This window comes from Pseudomonas typographi, assembly GCF_014694385.1.
GTDB classification, from domain to species: Bacteria; Pseudomonadota; Gammaproteobacteria; order Pseudomonadales; family Pseudomonadaceae; genus Aquipseudomonas; species Aquipseudomonas typographi.
The window spans coordinates 86,429-102,798 of the sequence record NZ_JAAOCA010000010.1; the positions used below are offsets into that span (position 1 = coordinate 86,429).

The 16,370-nt window shown below is 61.0% G+C and carries 16 protein-coding genes; 6 read left to right on the forward strand and 10 right to left on the reverse strand.

Annotation, left to right across the window (positions count from 1 at the left end; translation table 11 throughout):
- The first annotated feature begins 66 nt into the window (after positions 1 to 66).
- Positions 67 to 1,749 carry a 30S ribosomal protein S1 gene (gene rpsA / locus HAQ05_RS09930; RefSeq protein WP_190419944.1) on the forward strand — a complete coding sequence of 561 codons (1,683 nt, stop codon included), beginning with the start codon at positions 67 to 69 and terminating at the stop codon, positions 1,747 to 1,749.
- A gap of 60 nt (positions 1,750 to 1,809) precedes the next feature.
- Here rpsA and HAQ05_RS09935 read toward each other — a convergent pair whose 3' ends face one another.
- Positions 1,810 to 1,986 (reverse strand): hypothetical protein, encoded by a 177-nt coding sequence (locus HAQ05_RS09935; protein ID WP_190419946.1) that lies wholly within the window; start codon positions 1,984 to 1,986, stop codon positions 1,810 to 1,812.
- 68 nt (positions 1,987 to 2,054) lie between these two features.
- On the opposite strand from HAQ05_RS09935, the gene HAQ05_RS09940 reads away from it, so the two are divergent.
- Positions 2,055 to 2,984 carry a LysR substrate-binding domain-containing protein gene (locus tag HAQ05_RS09940; protein ID WP_190419948.1) on the forward strand — a complete coding sequence of 310 codons (930 nt, stop codon included), beginning with the start codon at positions 2,055 to 2,057 and terminating at the stop codon, positions 2,982 to 2,984.
- A gap of 16 nt (positions 2,985 to 3,000) precedes the next feature.
- Here HAQ05_RS09940 and HAQ05_RS09945 read toward each other — a convergent pair whose 3' ends face one another.
- Complete coding sequence (locus HAQ05_RS09945) at positions 3,001 to 4,002, reverse strand: quinone oxidoreductase family protein (protein WP_190419950.1); 1,002 nt, start codon at positions 4,000 to 4,002, stop codon at positions 3,001 to 3,003.
- Between the two features lie 109 nt (positions 4,003 to 4,111).
- Between HAQ05_RS09945 and HAQ05_RS09950 the strand changes: the two genes are divergently transcribed.
- Positions 4,112 to 4,975 carry a LysR family transcriptional regulator gene (locus HAQ05_RS09950; protein ID WP_190419952.1) on the forward strand — a complete coding sequence of 288 codons (864 nt, stop codon included), beginning with the start codon at positions 4,112 to 4,114 and terminating at the stop codon, positions 4,973 to 4,975.
- A gap of 122 nt (positions 4,976 to 5,097) precedes the next feature.
- On the opposite strand, the gene HAQ05_RS09955 is transcribed toward HAQ05_RS09950, so the two are convergent.
- Together HAQ05_RS09955 and HAQ05_RS09960 are read right to left on the reverse strand one after the other, a co-directional pair.
- A complete protein-coding gene (locus tag HAQ05_RS09955; protein WP_190419954.1) occupies positions 5,098 to 5,712 on the reverse strand; it encodes a LysE family translocator in 615 nt (204 codons plus the stop codon).
- Positions 5,713 to 5,978: 266 nt separating this feature from the next.
- On the reverse strand, positions 5,979 to 6,830 hold the full coding sequence (locus tag HAQ05_RS09960; protein WP_190419956.1) for an isocitrate lyase/PEP mutase family protein: 852 nt from the start codon (positions 6,828 to 6,830) through the stop codon (positions 5,979 to 5,981).
- A gap of 113 nt (positions 6,831 to 6,943) precedes the next feature.
- Between HAQ05_RS09960 and HAQ05_RS09965 the strand changes: the two genes are divergently transcribed.
- From HAQ05_RS09965 to HAQ05_RS09975, 3 genes are all read left to right on the forward strand, one after another.
- Positions 6,944 to 7,861 carry a LysR family transcriptional regulator gene (locus HAQ05_RS09965; RefSeq protein ID WP_190419958.1) on the forward strand — a complete coding sequence of 306 codons (918 nt, stop codon included), beginning with the start codon at positions 6,944 to 6,946 and terminating at the stop codon, positions 7,859 to 7,861.
- A gap of 31 nt (positions 7,862 to 7,892) precedes the next feature.
- Positions 7,893 to 8,453, forward strand: coding sequence for a cysteine hydrolase family protein (locus HAQ05_RS09970; protein ID WP_190419960.1), 561 nt, complete (start codon positions 7,893 to 7,895; stop codon positions 8,451 to 8,453).
- 92 nt (positions 8,454 to 8,545) lie between these two features.
- The gene (locus HAQ05_RS09975; protein WP_194719584.1) at positions 8,546 to 8,935 is read left to right on the forward strand and encodes a VOC family protein; all 390 of its coding nucleotides are present in this window, start codon (positions 8,546 to 8,548) and stop codon (positions 8,933 to 8,935) included.
- Here HAQ05_RS09975 and HAQ05_RS09980 read toward each other — a convergent pair.
- The 6 genes from HAQ05_RS09980 to HAQ05_RS10005 all read right to left on the reverse strand — a co-directional run bounded on the left by HAQ05_RS09980 (position 8,932) and on the right by HAQ05_RS10005 (position 16,300).
- The gene (locus HAQ05_RS09980) at positions 8,932 to 10,548 is read right to left on the reverse strand and encodes an ABC transporter ATP-binding protein (protein WP_190419964.1); all 1,617 of its coding nucleotides are present in this window, start codon (positions 10,546 to 10,548) and stop codon (positions 8,932 to 8,934) included. The two genes, HAQ05_RS09975 and HAQ05_RS09980, sit on opposite strands and share 4 nt — an antisense overlap.
- Position 10,549: 1 nt before the next feature.
- Positions 10,550 to 11,569 (reverse strand): ABC transporter permease, encoded by a 1,020-nt coding sequence (locus HAQ05_RS09985; RefSeq protein ID WP_190419966.1) that lies wholly within the window; start codon positions 11,567 to 11,569, stop codon positions 10,550 to 10,552.
- Positions 11,569 to 12,645 carry a microcin C ABC transporter permease YejB gene (locus HAQ05_RS09990; protein ID WP_190419968.1) on the reverse strand — a complete coding sequence of 359 codons (1,077 nt, stop codon included), beginning with the start codon at positions 12,643 to 12,645 and terminating at the stop codon, positions 11,569 to 11,571. Before HAQ05_RS09990 ends, HAQ05_RS09985 begins: the two co-directional genes overlap by 1 nt.
- Positions 12,646 to 14,490, reverse strand: coding sequence for an extracellular solute-binding protein (locus tag HAQ05_RS09995; protein WP_190419970.1), 1,845 nt, complete (start codon positions 14,488 to 14,490; stop codon positions 12,646 to 12,648).
- Positions 14,487 to 14,783, reverse strand: coding sequence for a hypothetical protein (locus tag HAQ05_RS10000; protein ID WP_190419972.1), 297 nt, complete (start codon positions 14,781 to 14,783; stop codon positions 14,487 to 14,489). Before HAQ05_RS10000 ends, HAQ05_RS09995 begins: the two co-directional genes overlap by 4 nt.
- A gap of 110 nt (positions 14,784 to 14,893) precedes the next feature.
- Positions 14,894 to 16,300: a lytic transglycosylase domain-containing protein gene (locus HAQ05_RS10005; RefSeq protein WP_190419974.1), complete on the reverse strand. Its 1,407-nt coding sequence runs from the start codon at positions 16,298 to 16,300 to the stop codon at positions 14,894 to 14,896.
- Positions 16,301 to 16,370 lie beyond the last annotated feature (70 nt).

Here is a 16,370-nt window from a genome sequence, read left to right on the forward strand (position 1 = left end):
CGAAACCCACGTGAGCTGGAACGTGGCGAATGGGTTGCGACTTAAAACCCAACTACAGGAATCAAAATGAGCGAAAGCTTTGCAGAACTGTTTGAAGAAAGCCTGAAGACCCTCAATCTTCAGCCGGGCGCTATCATCACCGGTACCGTTGTCGACATCGACGGCGACTGGGTTACCGTTCACGCCGGCCTGAAGTCCGAGGGCGTCATCCCGCTCGAGCAATTTTTCAACGAAGCGGGCGAGCTGACCATCAAGGTCGGTGACGAAGTTCACGTCGCGCTGGACGCTGTCGAAGACGGCTTTGGCGAAACCAAGCTGTCCCGTGAAAAAGCCAAGCGCGCCGAGTGCTGGATCGTTCTGGAAGCTGCCTTCGCCGCTGAAGAAGTGGTCAAGGGTGTTATCAACGGCAAGGTCAAAGGCGGTTTCACCGTCGACGTCAACGGCATCCGTGCATTCCTGCCGGGCTCGCTGGTCGACGTTCGCCCTGTGCGCGACACCACCCACCTCGAAGGCAAAGAACTCGAGTTCAAGGTCATCAAGCTCGACCAGAAGCGCAACAACGTTGTCGTTTCCCGCCGTTCCGTGCTCGAAGCCGAGAACAGCGCAGAGCGTGAAGCCCTGCTCGAGTCGCTGCAGGAAGGCCAGCAAGTCAAAGGTATCGTCAAGAACCTCACCGACTACGGTGCGTTCGTCGACCTGGGCGGCGTGGATGGCCTGCTGCACATCACCGACATGGCGTGGAAGCGCATCAAGCATCCGTCGGAAATCGTCAACGTGGGCGACGAGATCGACGTCAAGGTCCTGAAGTACGATCGCGAGCGCAATCGCGTATCCCTGGGCCTGAAGCAACTGGGCGAAGACCCATGGGTGGCCATCAAGGCACGTTACCCAGAGGGTACCCGCGTACAGGCACGCGTCACCAACCTCACCGACTACGGCTGCTTCGCCGAGCTGGAAGAGGGTGTCGAAGGCCTGGTACACGTGTCCGAAATGGACTGGACCAACAAGAACATCCACCCGTCGAAAGTCGTTCAGGTTGGCGACGAAGTGGAAGTCATGGTTCTGGACATCGACGAAGAACGCCGTCGTATCTCCCTGGGCATCAAGCAGTGCAAGTCCAACCCATGGGAAGACTTCTCTGGCCAGTTCAACAAGGGCGACAAGATCTCCGGCACCATCAAGTCGATCACCGACTTCGGTATCTTCATCGGCCTGGACGGCGGCATCGATGGCCTGGTTCACCTGTCCGACATCTCCTGGAACGAAACCGGCGAAGAAGCCGTGCGTCGCTTCAAGAAGGGCGATGAGCTGGAAACCGTCATCCTCTCCGTTGACCCTGAGCGTGAGCGCATCTCGCTGGGTATCAAGCAACTAGAAGACGACCCGTTCTCCAACTTCGTCGCGCTGAACGACAAGGGCGCCATCGTCCATGGCACCGTGAAGGAAGTGGACGCCAAGGGCGCTATCGTGACACTGGCCGACGATATCGAGGCGACACTGAAAGCGTCCGAAATCAGCCGTGACCGCGTTGAAGATGCGCGCAACGTGCTGAAGGAAGGCGACGCCATCGAAGCCAAGATCATCAGCGTCGACCGTAAGTCCCGCGTGATCAGCTTGTCCATCAAGTCGAAAGACGTAGAGGACGAAAAAGAAGCGATTCAGACCCTGCGTAACAAGGCCGACGGCGAAAGCGCTGGCCCGACGACCATCGGTGACCTGATTCGCGCGCAAATGGAAAACCAGAACTGAGTTCTTGGGTTTCTGTTTGAAAAAAGGGTGGCTTAGGCCACCCTTTTTTTCGTTTGGGGTTCAAAGGTTGCGCTTAACCGCGGCCGGCGCTGCGGCCATAGCCGCCGCGCCGGTCAGCACATTGGCCACCCCGGTGATCTTGAAGCCGGCGCCTTCGGTACAGGGCACGATCACCGGCACCCCGCAAGGTTTGCGCCATGTTCGGGTAACATCCCAGTACGGCGGCGGAGTGATCATCTGGCCTTGCTCGGTGTTATAAGTCTGTTTATTCGATATAAACGCTGTGGCAGCGCCAGAGGTAGCTTGTGAATATCCAGCAGTTGAAGTGCCTGGTGGAACTTGCGCGAAACGATTTCAACGTCTCGAAGGCGGCCAAGGCGCTGGCGACTTCGCAACCTAACGTCAGCATGAGCCTTGCGGCGCTTGAGCAGGCCTTGGGGCTGCCCTTGCTCAAACGGCAGAACCACCGGATCACGGGTTTTACCGAGCATGGCCAGGATATTTTAGCCAGCGCCCGCACGATCGTGGCCGAGTACGAGCGAATTCTGTGCATTTCGGAAAAAAGCCAGTCGGCCGTCGAAGCGTTGCGAATCATCACTACCCATAGCCAGGCGCGTTATCTACTGCCCGATGTGATCGAACGGTTCGTCAAGGAATTCCCCAGTGTGCGTATCACTATCTTGCAGGGCAAAAATGACGAAATCGTAGACAGCCTGAAATCCGGCCAGGCCGACATTGGCCTTTTTAATTCTTCGGTCCATGACCATGCGGAACTGGTAGTGATTCCTTATGGGACGTGCGACCGCTTGATCATTGCCCCCGCCGGCCATGAAATCGGTACCTTCGAATCGCCCTCGTTGCAAGACTTGACGCTTTACCCCATGGTGATCTACGAACCCGCAACATCGAATTCCCAGGTGGTGAGCATTCTGGAGAAAATTTCCAAGGACTCGCCGCGGGTGATTCACTGCACGAACACCGACGTGGTCAAATCCTATGTGAAACGCGGTATCGGTATCTCTGTAGTGCCAGACTTCGTTTATAGCCCGGTCGAAGACCAAGGGCTGATTGCGATCAATGCCGCCCATTTATTTCCCAGCCCGCCTCTTTACGCGGTGCTCAAGCGGCAGAAAATCAACCACCCGCGCATCTACGATTTTCTGCGCGCGCTATCGCCCAGCTTGCCGCGGTCGGTGGTGGATGCGGCGATAGACACGGCGCCGCCGAGCCGCTAGCCATCGCGCTGCGTGTTCAGCGAGCGCCGCCGATGCACACCACCGCCTTACCGATTTGCTCCCGCGCTTCGATACGGGCATGCACCGTTTGTACATCTTCCAAGCTGTAACGCCCTTCAATGTCGATGTTCAATGCGCCATCAAGCAGTGCCGAGAACACCGCATCGGCGCGCCGCTGTACGGTCGGGCCATCGGCCATGTAGTCAGCCAGCCGTGGGCGGGTCAGGAACAATGACCCGCCTTCGCCCAATTCGATGGGGTCCAGGTCGGCCAGCGAACCGGAAACGTTGCCATAGTTGACCACCAAGCCCCGGGTACGGCAGGCCCTGAAGCTGTCGCGCAACGTCGCTTTACCGAGCGAGTCGAACACCACATCCACGCCGTCGCCGTGTGTCGCTTCAAGAATCCGATCAGCGAAGCGGCCGTTGTCGTAAGGTATGGCAAAAGCCGCCCCCCTTTGCACAGCCACGGCGCACTTGGCTGCGCTGCTGCCCGTGGCAAATACCTTGGCCCCTCGGCTGTTGGCCATCTGCACCAGCAATTGGCCGATGCTGCCGGAGGCCGCATGGACCAGGCAACAGTTACCCGGGCGCAGTTGGGCAACATCTTCGACCAAGTAATGGGCGGTGGAGCCCTGGAAGATAGAAGCGGCGGCCAAGTCGAAAGGTATTGCATCCGGGATTTTCGCAACCCTTGCCGCCGGTACGCTTGCATACTCGGCGTAGCTGCCCCAAGCAATGCACCAGGCCACCCGATCGCCGGGGGCAAGGCCGGCCACCGCAGCGCCCACTGCAACCACCTCTCCCGCCCCTTCCATGCCCAAGGTGCAAGGCAACCGCACCGGGTAAGTCACGGAAGCTGCATATTTTCCCTGGCGGGTATGAATATCCATGAAGTTGATGCCCGCGTAGGCGACCTTGACCAGCACATGCCCTGGGTTAACCGTCGGGATTGGCACGTCTGCCCGCAGCTGCAGCACTTCCGGCCCGCCATAGGTTTCAACGGTGATTGCTTTCATGAGGGTGCCTCCAGGCAGGGTTGCGTTTAGCCGCTTAAGCTATGGTAAAACACCGCATACGGTTCGATAATTCCCAAAATATTCCTGGCCTCCGTGCGGAAATAACCCGATGTTTGACTGGCAGGATTTATATTTTTTCACGGTATTGGCCCGCACCGGCTCGTTGTCGGCCGCCGCCCGCGAATTGCAGGTCGAGCACGCCACCGTGGGCCGTAGGCTGGATGCCCTTGAAGCATCGCTTGGGCTTCGCCTGGTCGACCGCCTGCCGCGAAGTCGGCCCTTGACCGCCGAGGGCCGCGCGCTGGCCAGCCTCACAGGCTCGATGGCCGGTATTGCCACCCAGGTGCAGCAATTGTCTCGTGTCGCTGCGCTGGGGGTCGCCGGCACGGTTCGGGTCAGCGCGCCCCCTTCGCTGGCCCTGCAGTGCATCGCGCCCAACATTGGCGTATTGCGTGAGCAATACCCGAAACTCAACGTGGTGCTATTGCCCGCGTTGTCTTTGGCGGCATTGGATAAAGGCGAAGCCGACATTGCCCTGCGCACCGTGCGCCCCGAAGAAGGCGCCCTGGTACTTCGAAAGGTCGGCGCGGTGCGTTTTGCGCTTTACGCCACCGCCCAGTGGCGCGCCACCCCAGCCGAGCAGCAGGGCTTCGTCGCCTACGATGAAAGCTGCGATCACCTGCCTCAACAAGCCTGGCTGCACCAGGTTCGCCGGCAGCGGCCCGTGGTGTTTCGCGCAGGTGATCTTGCCTCTCAGCACATGGCTGCACGGTGTAGCGTAGGCGCGGTGGTGTTGCCCACGATCATCGGTGACCACGACACAACCCTACAGCGCCTGCCGGTGGACACCGAGGGGCCGATCCGAGATCTCTGGTTGGCAGTGTACCCGGACCTACGCCGCTCACCCGCGGTCAAGGCCGTGATGGATTTTTTGCTTGGTTGCGTTCGGCAACAGCCCGAACTGCGCGTTTGAGCCGAGCGTGGTGTTTCAGAACTTCGCACAAGCATTGACGCCGGCGGTAAAAGGCACCGCCAACAGTGTGCAGCCAACTTCTGAAACGCCACGTTAGATTAAGTCCGCAAACCGCGCACTGGCTAAACCAGTTGGCGGATCCCCAACGCCACAATCAAGCCACCGCACAACCGGTCGAGTGTTTTTTTCCTACCCTGATACAGGCGGGCCATGCGAGGTTGGGAAAGCGCCAGTGCAACCGTGGCATACCAGGCCATCGAAACCGCCACGACCACTGCCACCATAGACAAAAACGTGCCGAGTGAAACGTGAGTGGGCGCGGCTGCGGAAAAAACAGCGGCATAGAAGGCTATGGATTTGGGGTTGCCCAGGTTGGTCACCACTCCCTGTATAAGGGCTTGCCGGCAATTTCGTGCGCCGCTACCCGCCGGCGGGCCAAGCACAGGTTTGCCCGCCGTGATCAGCAATTGCAACCCAAACCACATCAAGTACGCCGCCCCCAGCGTTTTCACGGCCAGGGCAGCCCAAGGCAGCGCTGCAAATACAACACCCAGGCCGCTGATTGCGCAGGTAGCCCAGAACAGGTTGACCATGACGATACCGGCTACCAAGGCGAGTGCCTCTGAACGGGTAGCCGCCACCGCTTTATGCACAACGGCGACGAAATTCGGGCCCGGGATAACGACACCGGCCAGGTAAACCAAAAAGACCGCCAGAACGGCAGAGCCATCGATCATGTGCTTGCTCGCAAAATGCTGAATACGGTGATGGTGACGCCAATGAAGTGCGCGAAAAACCGGCCGCTTCGGACCTCGGCGCCTCGCGCCAGTGTCCCTCCACAATGCCCCTGAGGGTAGCGCAATTTATACATGCCCGCGTGTGGTGTCTCAGCGTTGCCCGCACCCTTTCGGCAGTGCTGTGCAGACGTCAGAGACGCCACATTAGACCGCCAACGGCATAAGGTTCAGCCAGGCCCGGGTCGCCTCATGGTCTATCGGTATGCTCAGGCTTTGTCTAAAGCGAGAAAGCGGCTGGTCCGCACAATCTGTTCCCGCTCTTGGAAGCTGGTGAGTTGGCCGGCCAAGGCGCTGCTGTCGCCGGTACGCTTGATCTGCGCCAACGTGTTTTGCATGGCATGAATGGCCGCGCGTTGTAAGTCAGAAGGGATAATGATCAGTTGATAGCCCAGCGAGGCCAATTCCTCCGCTGGCATCAGCGGCGTCTTGCCCCCATAGAACATGTTCATCAACTTGGGGCCCGGTATCCGGCGGGCAATTTCTTGTATTTGCTCAACCGTTTCTGGTGCTTCGACAAAAATCATATCCGCGCCTGCTTGCACATAGCGTTGCGCCCGCGCCAGGGCAGCTTCGAAACCTTCGACGGCGATGGCATCGGTACGTGCGATCAAGACAAGGTCGGGGTCGCGTAGCGTTCGCCGCGCAATGCGGATTTTCGCGCACATTTCTGTGGTATCGATCAGCGATTTGTCGTCCAGGTGCCCGCAACGTTTGGGAAACGCTTGGTCTTCCAGGTGCAGCGCGGCTACGCCAGCCCGTTCGAAGGCCCTGACAGTTCGCTCCACATTGGCGGCCCCACCGAACCCGGTGTCGGCGTCGGCGATAACGGGCAGCGCGCTGGCCTCGACGATGTTCTCGATCCGGGCTAGCACTTCGCTGAAACTTAACAGGCCGATGTCTGGCAGTGCGGCGGCGCGTGCGATAGCACCGCCGCTGGCGTACACGGCCTCGAACCCGGCCAATTCGACCAAGCGAGCGCTGAGCCCGTCATAGGCCCCGGGTGCGATAAGGCTGTTAGCGCTTTTAAGTAAATGGCGTAACCGTTGTGTACTGTTCATAGGCTCTCCAGACCGTGAATGTTCGTACCTGGCCAGGTGTTGCACAGCATGGCGCGCGCCCACATTCGTGTCTAATATTCTATTAATACTTAATTAGGATGTTCAGCGTTCAGATGGAACTTCGGCATTTGCGCTACTTTGTCGCCACGGCGCAGGCAGAAAACTTCACCAAGGCGGCGCAACGCCTGCACATTGCCCAGCCGCCACTGGGCCAGCAGATACGTGCACTGGAAGAGGAAGTCGGTACGCCGCTGTTCCACCGGCAAGGGCGCGGCGTTGTGTTGAGTGATGCCGGCAAGGTTTTTCTCGATTGTGCGCAGGAAATCCTTGCCCGGGTAGAGCAGGCGAAGAAAAGCGCATTGCGGGCGGCCCGCGGGGAAATCGGCCTGCTGACGCTCGGGTTTACCGAGTCGGCCTCGTTCAGCGAAGGGGTGACGGCGTTGATCAGCCGTTATCAGCAGCTATACCCATACGTGCAGGTCAATTTGGTTGAGGGCGACAGCGAATCGCTGGCCAGCCGCGTAAGCCGCAGGGAAATCGATGCCGCCATTGTCAGGCCGCCCTTCGCGGTCACGGAAGATGTGGCTTTTCAGCCCTTGAGCGAGGAGCCGTTGGTGGTGGTGCTGCCCGAAGGTCACCCGTTAGTGCAGCGAGCGCGCTTGCAACTGGAAGACCTGCGCCATGAACGCTTTGTGCTTTATTCGAGAAAGTCGGGCTATGGCTTGAGCGCAGACATCGTGGCTGCTTGCCGAAGCCGGGGTTTCAACATCAATATCCATCAACAGGCGCCGCAGCTGTCCTCTGCGGTCAACCTGGTATCAGCGGGGATGGGGATCGCGATCGTCCCAGCGTCGATGCAACGCATGCAACGGCCTGGCTTGCACTTCCGCCCGCTGGAGTTGGCGTGGCCCAAGGCGATACTCGGGCTGGTTACCCGCGCTGCGCAGCAGTCGGCGGTGATAGACCGCCTGTTGGCGTGTGCGCGAGCTTCAGGCGCAGATACCCATGCGTCGCCGGTGCCGGCAGATTAGCATGCAGGTTTGTTTAGCAAAGGAACGTGCCATGGCCACTTTGGACGCCAACGCCGCATTGGTGATCATCGACATGCAACTGGGCATCAATCACCCAAAGCTGGGGCGCCGCAACAATCCAGACGCAGAGGCGCATATACAGCAGCTGTTGAGCGCCTGGAGGCGGTCGCAGCGGCCGGTTGTGCATGTCAGGCATCTGTCTCGGTCACCGGCGTCGGTGTTTTGGCCGGGCCAACCAGGCTGTGAGTTTCAGCCAGCGCTTAGCCCGCTGGCCCATGAGCATGTGTTGGAAAAAAACGTTCCGGATGCATTCGCAGCGACTGGCTTGGAGCGGTGGCTGCATGCCCGCACTATTCGGCAACTGGTGATCGTGGGTGTCATTACCAACAATTCGGTCGAAGCCACCGCGCGCTCAGGCGGCAGCTTGGGCTTTGATGTGACCGTGGCCGCGGATGCCACCTATACCTTCGACCAAGTGGATTTAACCGGCCGCCTCTGGCCCGCCGAAGACGTGCATGCACTGTCGCTCAGCAATCTGGCGATGGACTATGCCCGAGTGGTTGAGGTACAGGCCATCCTGAACACTATTTAAAACTTGCCAATCGATACGCCACGCGGCTTCCGGCCAGTGACGCGTGAAAAGATACTGAGGGCGATGCTGTGGGGCCATCACTTAATCGGATAATGCTGTATGTGCGAAACGTCCAAACGACCTGCGAATTTTATGAACGCTATTTCGGCTTTATCAGCACGCTCGATGCCAGCGACCGGGTCGTCGAATTAAAGTCCCCACAGGGTGGGGCCATGCTCATGGTTCACCCCGCTGCGAAAAGCGTGAAAACAGGGCAGGTGACCGTGAAATTGGTTTTTGATATCGAGGATGTCGACGGCTTCAAAGATGAGTGCCGGGCGCAAGGGCTGACGTTCGGCGCCACCCACCAGGCGAACGGCTACCGTTTTGCAAATGCCAAAGACCCTGACGGTAACTCTATTTCTATCTCCAGCAGGGCGTTTGCTGTGCCACCCCGCGACTGGCATGTTCCAGAATCCGGCGGCACAGGCCGGCCCACTTAGCCCGATGGGCCGGAATACCCCCCCACGAACGCGGCCTCCAGCAACTGGCGCGTATATGTATGCTGCGGTGCGGCGAACACCTGTGCCGCAGGGCCCTGTTCCACCACCTTGCCGTGTTTGATCACCATCAATTGGTGGCTCAGCGCTTTGACCACCGCCAAGTCGTGGCTGATGAACAAATAGGTGAGGTTATGCCGAGCCTGCAGGGTGCGCAGCAATTCGACCACCTGCCGCTGCACGGTGCGGTCCAGCGCCGAGGTGGGTTCGTCGAGCAGGATCAACGCTGGCCGCAGCACCAGGGCGCGGGCAATGGCAATACGTTGGCGCTGACCGCCGGAGAACTCATGGGGGTAGCGATGGCGGGTGGCCGGGTCCAGGCCCACTTCTTCGAGCACTTGGATGATCGTCTGCTCACGCGCCTGCGGCGTACCGATGCCGTGGATACGCAGGCCCTCGCCGACGATCTGGTCGATGCTCATGCGTGGGCTCAGGCTGCCGTACGGGTCTTGGAACACCACCTGCATTTCTCGGCGCAGGGGCCGCACCGCCTGGCGCGACAGCCCATGCAGGGCGCGGCCATTGAAGTCGACCTCGCCCTCGCTGTGGAGCAACCGTAGGATCGCCAACCCCAGGGTAGACTTGCCCGAGCCGCTTTCGCCGACGATGCCCAGGGTTTGCCCTTTGGGCAGGCTGAAACTCACCCCGTCCACGGCCTTGATAGGCGCCGTGCTACGCCGCAGCAAGCCCTTGCGGGTGGCAAACCACACTTTGAGGTCGCGCACCTGCAGCATCGTTTCGCCGCCGGCGGGCGCCGCCACTGGCGCACCACTGGGTTCGGCGCCGAGCAATTGGCAGGTGTAGGGGTGCTGTGGGGCGGTGAACAATTGCTCGCACTCGGCTTGCTCGACGATCCGGCCGGATTGCATCACGCACACCCGGTGGGCGATACGCCGCACCAGGTTAAGGTCGTGGCTGATCAGCAACAACGCCATGCCCAGGCGCGCCTGCAGCGACTTGAGCAGTTCGAGGATTTTCAGCTGTACGGTGACATCCAGCGCCGTGGTGGGCTCGTCGGCAATCAGCAGTTCGGGCTCGTTGGCCAAGGCCATGGCGATCATCACCCGCTGGCGCTGGCCGCCCGACAGCTCATGGGGCAGGGCGCGCATGCGCGTGGCGGGGTCTGGGATGCCCACCAACTCCAGCAACTCCAGGGTGCGCGCGCGGGCGGCCGTGCCGGTCAGGCCCTTGTGCAGCGCCAGTACTTCACCGATTTGCTTCTCGATAGCATGCAGTGGGTTGAGTGAGGTCATCGGCTCTTGGAAAATCATCGCGATACGGTTGCCGCGCAATCGCCGCATGGGTTTTTCGCCGAGGCTGAGCAGGTCGTGCTGGCCGTAGCGGATGCTTCCGCTGGGGTGCTGCGCCTGGGGGTAGGGCAACAACCGCAGGATCGAATGGGCCGTCACCGACTTGCCTGAGCCGCTTTCGCCCACCAGCGCCAGGGTTTCACCGCGGCGGATGTCGAAGCTCACGCCGTCCACGGCGCGGTGGCGTTCCTGGCCATTGACGAACTCCACCGCCAGGTCGCGGATTTCGATGAGGGTGTCGTTCATGTCACTTCCTTGGGTCAAAGGCATCACGCGCCGCCTCGCCGATGAACACCAGCAGGCTGAGCATCAGCGCCAGCACGGTGAAGGCGGTGATGCCTAGCCAGGGCGCCTGCAGGTTCGACTTGGCCTGGCCGACCAACTCACCCAGCGACGGCGCCCCGGCGGGCAGGCCGAAGCCGAGGAAATCCAAGGCGGTCAGGGTGCCGATAGCGCCCGTGAGGATGAACGGCATGAAGGTCATGGTGGAGACCATGGCATTGGGCAGAATGTGATGGAACATGATCGGCCCATCGCGCATGCCCAGGGCGCGGGCGGCGCGCACGTATTCCAGGTTGCGCCCGCGCAGGAACTCGGCGCGTACCACGTCGACCAGGCTCATCCAGGAAAACAACAGCATGATGCCCAGCAACCACCAGAAATTAGGCTGTACGAAGCTGGCCAGGATGATCAGCAAATACAGCACCGGCAGCCCTGACCAGATCTCCAAAAAACGCTGGCCGGCCAGGTCTACCCAGCCGCCGTAGAACCCCTGCAAGGCGCCGGCGACCACGCCAATGATGGAGCTTAAAACGGTCAGTACCAGGGCGAACACTACTGAAATGCGGAAACCGTAGATCACCCGTGCGAGTACGTCGCGGCCTTGGTCGTCGGTGCCCAGCCAGTTCTGCGCCGACGGCGGTGCCGGGGTCGGCACGCGCAGGTCGTAGTTGATGCTTTGGTAGCTGAACGGGATCGGTGCCCAGAGCACCGTGGCGCCATGCTCGGCGAGCAGGTTGCGCATGTAGGGGGTTTTGTAATTGGGTTCGAGGGGGAACTCACCGCCGAAGGCGGTTTCCGGGTAGCGCTCGAACGCCGGGAAAAACCACTGGCCCTGATAGTGCACCAGCAAGGGTTTATCGTTGGCGAGCAGTTCGGCACCCAGGCTCAGCACGAACAGCACGCTGAACAGCCACAGCGACCACCAGCCGCGTTTGTTTGCCTTGAAACGTTGGTAACGGCGACGGTTCAGGGGGGAGAGGGCCATCAATGTTGCCTGCTGTCGAAATCGATACGTGGGTCTACCAGCGTGTACGTGAGGTCGCCGATCAGTTTCACCAACAGCCCCAGCAGGGTGAAGATGAACAACGTGCCAAACACCACTGGGTAGTCACGGTTGATCGCGGCTTCAAAGCTCATCAGGCCTAAGCCGTCGAGCGAGAAAATCACCTCGACCAACAGCGAACCGGTAAAGAAAATGCCGATGAACGCCGAGGGGAAACCCGCGACCACCAGCAGCATGGCGTTGCGAAATACATGCCCGTACAGCACCCGCCGCGGGCTCAGGCCCTTGGCTTTGGCGGTGATCACATACTGCTTGCCGATTTCGTCGAGAAAGCTGTTCTTGGTGAGTAGGGTCATGGTGGCGAAGTTGCCGATCACCAGTGCCGTGACCGGCAATGCCAGGTGCCAGAAGTAATCGAGCACCTTGCCGGGCAGGCTCAGTTCGCTGAAGTTGTTCGAGGTCAACCCGCGCAGCGGGAACCAGTCGAAGTAGCTGCCCCCGGCGAACAGTACGATCAGCAGGATGGCGAACAAAAAGGCTGGCACCGCATAGCCGACGATGATCGCCGAGCTGGTCCACACGTCGAAGTGGCTGCCGTGGCGGGTGGCCTTGGCGATGCCTAGCGGGATCGACACCAGGTACATGATCAGCGTGCTCCACAGCCCCAGGGTGATCGATACCGGCATTTTTTCCAGGATCAACTGCGTGACGCTGGCGTTGCGAAAGAAGCTTTCGCCGAAGTCGAAGCGCGCGTAGTGCTTGAGCATGATCCACAAGCGCTCCGGTGCCGGCTTGTCGAAACCATACTGACGTTCTATTTCAGCGATCAGCGCCGGGTCCAGGCCCTGGGCGCCGCGGTAATGGGAGCCGCCCACCGACAGCTCGGCACCCTCGCCGCCACCGATGCGGCGGGTGGCGCCGTCGAAGCCTTCGAGCTTGGCGATCGCTTGCTCCACCGGGCCGCCAGGCGCGGCCTGGATAATCAAAAAGTTGATGATCAGGATGCCGAACAGCGTGGGAATGATCAGCAGCAAGCGCCGCAGTGTGTAGGCGAGCATCTAGCGGGCTCCTTCGGCGGCGGCATCGGCGGCCGGGTGAGGCAGCTCGGTAGCGCCGGGGCGCGCCCACCAAGTCATCAGGCCGATGTCGTATTTGGGCGGCCTGCCGGGGTGCTGCAGCCTGTTCCAATAGGCCACCCGCCAAGTGGCCGAGGTCCAGTTGGGGATTAGCACGAAATTCCACAGCAACACGCGGTCCAGCGCGCGGGCATGGGTGATCAGGCTCTTGCGCGAGCCGGCATTGATCAGCCCGTCGACCAGTTGGTCCACGGCCGGGTCTTTCAGGCCCATCACGTTCTGGGTGCCGGGGCGGTCGGCGGCATCGCTGGTGAAGTAGTTGCGTTGCTCGTTGCCCGGCGACGGCGACTGCGGCAGTGAGGTAATCGCCATGTCGAAATCCCGTGCGCGCATGCGGTTCACGTATTGCGAGGCGTCTACTCGGCGCAGTACCAGGTCGATACCGAGGTCCTTGAGGTTGCGTTTGTAGGGCAACAAGATGCGCTCGTACTCGGGGAACGCCACCAGGAACTCGATGCTCACCGGCTTGCCGTTGGCATCGGTCATGCGATCGTCCGCCACCTTCCAGCCGGCTTCCTGCAGCAATTGGTAAGCGCGGCGCTGTTGGTCGCGGATCACCCCGCTGCCATCGCTGACCGGGTTGCGATAAGGCTCGCTGAACACCCGGTCGGGGATTTTACCGCGCAAGGGTTCCAGCAGTTTCAGCTCATCGGCGTCGGGCAGGCCGGTGGCGGCCAATTCCGAGTTGCTGAAGTAGCTTGAGGCGCGCACGTAGGCATTGTTGAACAGCTGGCGGTTGGTCCATTCGAAGTCGAGCATCAGGCTCAGCGCTTCACGCACGCGCACGTCTTGGAACAGTGACCGGCGCTGGTTGAAGGCGAAGCCCTGCATGCCGTTGGGGGAGCCGTTGGGGATCTCTTCCTTGATCAGCTTGCCCTCGCGCAAGGCAGGGGTGTCGTAGGCACTGGCCCAGTTTTTGGCCACCATTTCCTGGCGCCAATCGATGGCGCCGGCCTTCAGCGCTTCAATGGCTACGCCGGCGTCGCGGTATACGTCAGCGACGATCGCATCAAAATTGTACTGGCCACGGTTGACCGGCAGGTCCTTGGCCCAGTAGTTGGCGTCGCGCTCAAGGCGCAGCGAGCGCCCGGCCTGCACCGAGGCGACCCGATAGGGCCCGCTGCCCAGGGGCACGTCGAGGCTGGCACGGGCGAAATCCTTGCCTTGCCAGAAATGCTTGGGCAGCACCGGTAATTGGCCGATGATCATCGGTAGCTCACGGTTGTTTCCATTCTTGAAATAAAACACCACCTGCAATGGGTTTTCGACTTCCACGCGCTGCACATCGGCCCAATAGCTGCGCCAGAACGGCGCGCCGTATTTGATCAAGGTGTCGAAGGTAAAGGTCACATCTTCGGCGCGCAACGGGTGGCCATCTTGGAAGCGGGCCTGTGGGCGCAGGTAAAAGCGTACCCAGGTGTTGTCTGGGGCCTTTTCCGCGCGTTCGGCCACCAGCCCGTATTCGGTCATCGGCTCGTCGAGGCTCTGCACCATCAGGGTGTCGTAGATGTACTGCACTTGCGCCGCCGGCACGCCCTTGTCGACCCACGGGTTAAGGCTGTCGAACCCGCCGATGTCGGCGATGCGCAAGGTGCCGCCCTTGGGGGCATCGGGGTTTACGTAGTCGAAATGGGTAAAGTCGGCCGGGTACTTCGGTGGCTCGTCGTAGAGCGTCAAAGCGTACTGGCCTGTCGCGAGGGCCAGGTTCGCCGACAGTGCCAACCCGAGCGTGAAGGCGTGCCGCAGCAGGGTATGGGCAACATTCATCGGTTGTGCCCCGAGGTTTTTTGCCCCCAGCTGTTCAACGCCTGCATGTAGGGCGGGTAGGTGGCGAACGCAAAGCGATCACGGTAGGCCAAGCGATAACCATCGACGTACCCCTTGAAGGTGCTCAACAGCATTGCACACCGCGCTATGGCCTTTGAGGTGTCGGCGAAAAGGGTGAGGCTTTGGGGGTACTGGAGGCTGCCTAGCTGGGTGTAGCCGTGGCTTTCGATCGACTCGGCGGGGGCTACGCCGCAGCGGGCCAGGCCAAAGGCCATGAAAGTGAGCAAACGCATGAGGTTCGGCTTCGGTCCGGTAAGGTTCGGGTCTAGGCCGGTACAGTAACAGAGTCGCTCACGCGTCGCGATTTACGCCATGGGTTTCAGATTGTTCGAAGAGCCTGGGCTCAACGGTCGAGGTACACCGTGAGCATCTGCCCGGGCTTGAGCGCCTTGGCCACCTGGGGGTTCCAGCGCTTGAGGTGCTGCGCCTGGACGTTGAAGCGCTTGGCCACCTGGTACAGCGAGTCACCCTCGCGCACACGGTATTGCGTGGCGCGTTGCTTGTTCGCCGCGACCTTGCGGCTGCTCGGGCTGGTATCGTTCATCACCAGCGCTTGGCCAACCTGCAGGTGCTTGCCCGTGAGCTTGTTCCAGCGTTGCAGGTCGCGCACGCTGACCTTGTTGGCCTTGGCGATAGACGCCAGGTTGTCGCCACGGCGCACCTTGTAAGTGCTGGGGCTGGCCGGTGTAACAGTGGCCACGCGCTCGACCGCCGGGCGCGAAGGGCGCAAGGCAATCAACTGCTGCGGGTCGGACAGCCCGGCCGTGACGAGTTGAGCCTTGGCGGTGGGCACCAATAGGTGTTGCGGGCGGTCGAGGGTTTCGCGCTGCTTGAACGCGGGGTTGAGCTGGTACAGCTCGTCTTCGTCGATGTTGGCCATGGCCGCCAAGCGGGAAAGGTCGAGCCGCTGGTCGACCTCGACCACCTTGAAATAAGGCTGGTTGGCGATGGGCTCCAGGTCGATGCCATAGGCCCTCGGCGACGACACCACTTCCGAGAGCGCCAGCAGCTTGGGCACATAATCCATGGTTTCCTGCGGCAGCGACAGGTTCCAGTAGTCGATGGGCAAGCCCAGCCGCTCGTTGCGTTCAATGGCCCGGCTTACCGTGCCCTCGCCGGCATTGTAAGCGGCCAGGGCCAACAGCCAATCGCCACCGAACATGTCGTGCAGCTTGCTCAGGTAGTCGAGTGCCGCGGTGGTCGAGGCGGTGACGTCGCGCCGGCCATCATAGAGGTTGGTTTGGCGCAGGTTGAAATAGCGCCCGGTGGAGGGGATGAACTGCCACAACCCCACCGCCTGGGCGCGGGATAACGCCATCGGGTTATAGGCGCTCTCAATCGCCGGCAACAGGGCGAGTTCCAGCGGCATGTTGCGTTCTTCAAGGCGCTCGACGATGTAGTGCATGTAAAGGCTGCCGCGGTCGGCGGCCGAGGTCAGGAACGCCGGGTTGCCCACGAACCACAGGCGCTGCTGCTCGACCCGCGGGTTGACGTCCAGGTCATCTTGCAACTGGAAGCCCTGGCGCAGGCGCTCCCAGATATCACGGGCCGGCTGCTGCGCCTGGGCATCGAGGAACACCGGCTTGGGCTTGCTGCGCTTGGCCAGTTTCGGCACCGGGGTGGGCGCCTCTTCGGGCACTAGGGCGGTGCTTTGGCAGCCTACCAGGGCGACCGAACAGGCGACCCCGACCGCCTGTGCAAGCCGTGTCAACGCATTCGAAAGCAGAGGTGGTCTAGTGGTTGACGACATTGGCGGGGTGCAAGTTCCAAGCTGAAAGGTCGAGCGATTCTAGGAAGTGCCTCTTTTTGGGTCAACCTCT

Excerpts from the sequence above, each read along its gene's own strand:
- rpsA (WP_190419944.1), top strand. The coding sequence starts at position 67 with ATGAGCGAAAGCTTTGCAGAACTGTTTGAAGAAAGCCTGAAGACCCTC.
- HAQ05_RS09935 (WP_190419946.1), bottom strand. The coding sequence starts at position 1,986 with ATGATCACTCCGCCGCCGTACTGGGATGTTACCCGAACATGGCGCAAA.
- HAQ05_RS09945 (WP_190419950.1), bottom strand. The coding sequence starts at position 4,002 with ATGAAAGCAATCACCGTTGAAACCTATGGCGGGCCGGAAGTGCTGCAG.
- HAQ05_RS09950 (WP_190419952.1), top strand. The coding sequence starts at position 4,112 with ATGTTTGACTGGCAGGATTTATATTTTTTCACGGTATTGGCCCGCACC.
- HAQ05_RS09955 (WP_190419954.1), bottom strand. The coding sequence starts at position 5,712 with ATGATCGATGGCTCTGCCGTTCTGGCGGTCTTTTTGGTTTACCTGGCC.
- HAQ05_RS09960 (WP_190419956.1), bottom strand. The coding sequence starts at position 6,830 with ATGAACAGTACACAACGGTTACGCCATTTACTTAAAAGCGCTAACAGC.
- HAQ05_RS09965 (WP_190419958.1), top strand. The coding sequence starts at position 6,944 with ATGGAACTTCGGCATTTGCGCTACTTTGTCGCCACGGCGCAGGCAGAA.
- HAQ05_RS09970 (WP_190419960.1), top strand. The coding sequence starts at position 7,893 with ATGGCCACTTTGGACGCCAACGCCGCATTGGTGATCATCGACATGCAA.
- HAQ05_RS09975 (WP_194719584.1), top strand. The coding sequence starts at position 8,546 with ATGCTGTATGTGCGAAACGTCCAAACGACCTGCGAATTTTATGAACGC.
- HAQ05_RS09980 (WP_190419964.1), bottom strand. The coding sequence starts at position 10,548 with ATGAACGACACCCTCATCGAAATCCGCGACCTGGCGGTGGAGTTCGTC.
- HAQ05_RS09985 (WP_190419966.1), bottom strand. The coding sequence starts at position 11,569 with ATGGCCCTCTCCCCCCTGAACCGTCGCCGTTACCAACGTTTCAAGGCA.
- HAQ05_RS09990 (WP_190419968.1), bottom strand. The coding sequence starts at position 12,645 with ATGCTCGCCTACACACTGCGGCGCTTGCTGCTGATCATTCCCACGCTG.
- HAQ05_RS09995 (WP_190419970.1), bottom strand. The coding sequence starts at position 14,490 with ATGAATGTTGCCCATACCCTGCTGCGGCACGCCTTCACGCTCGGGTTG.
- HAQ05_RS10000 (WP_190419972.1), bottom strand. The coding sequence starts at position 14,783 with ATGCGTTTGCTCACTTTCATGGCCTTTGGCCTGGCCCGCTGCGGCGTA.
- HAQ05_RS10005 (WP_190419974.1), bottom strand. The coding sequence starts at position 16,300 with ATGTCGTCAACCACTAGACCACCTCTGCTTTCGAATGCGTTGACACGG.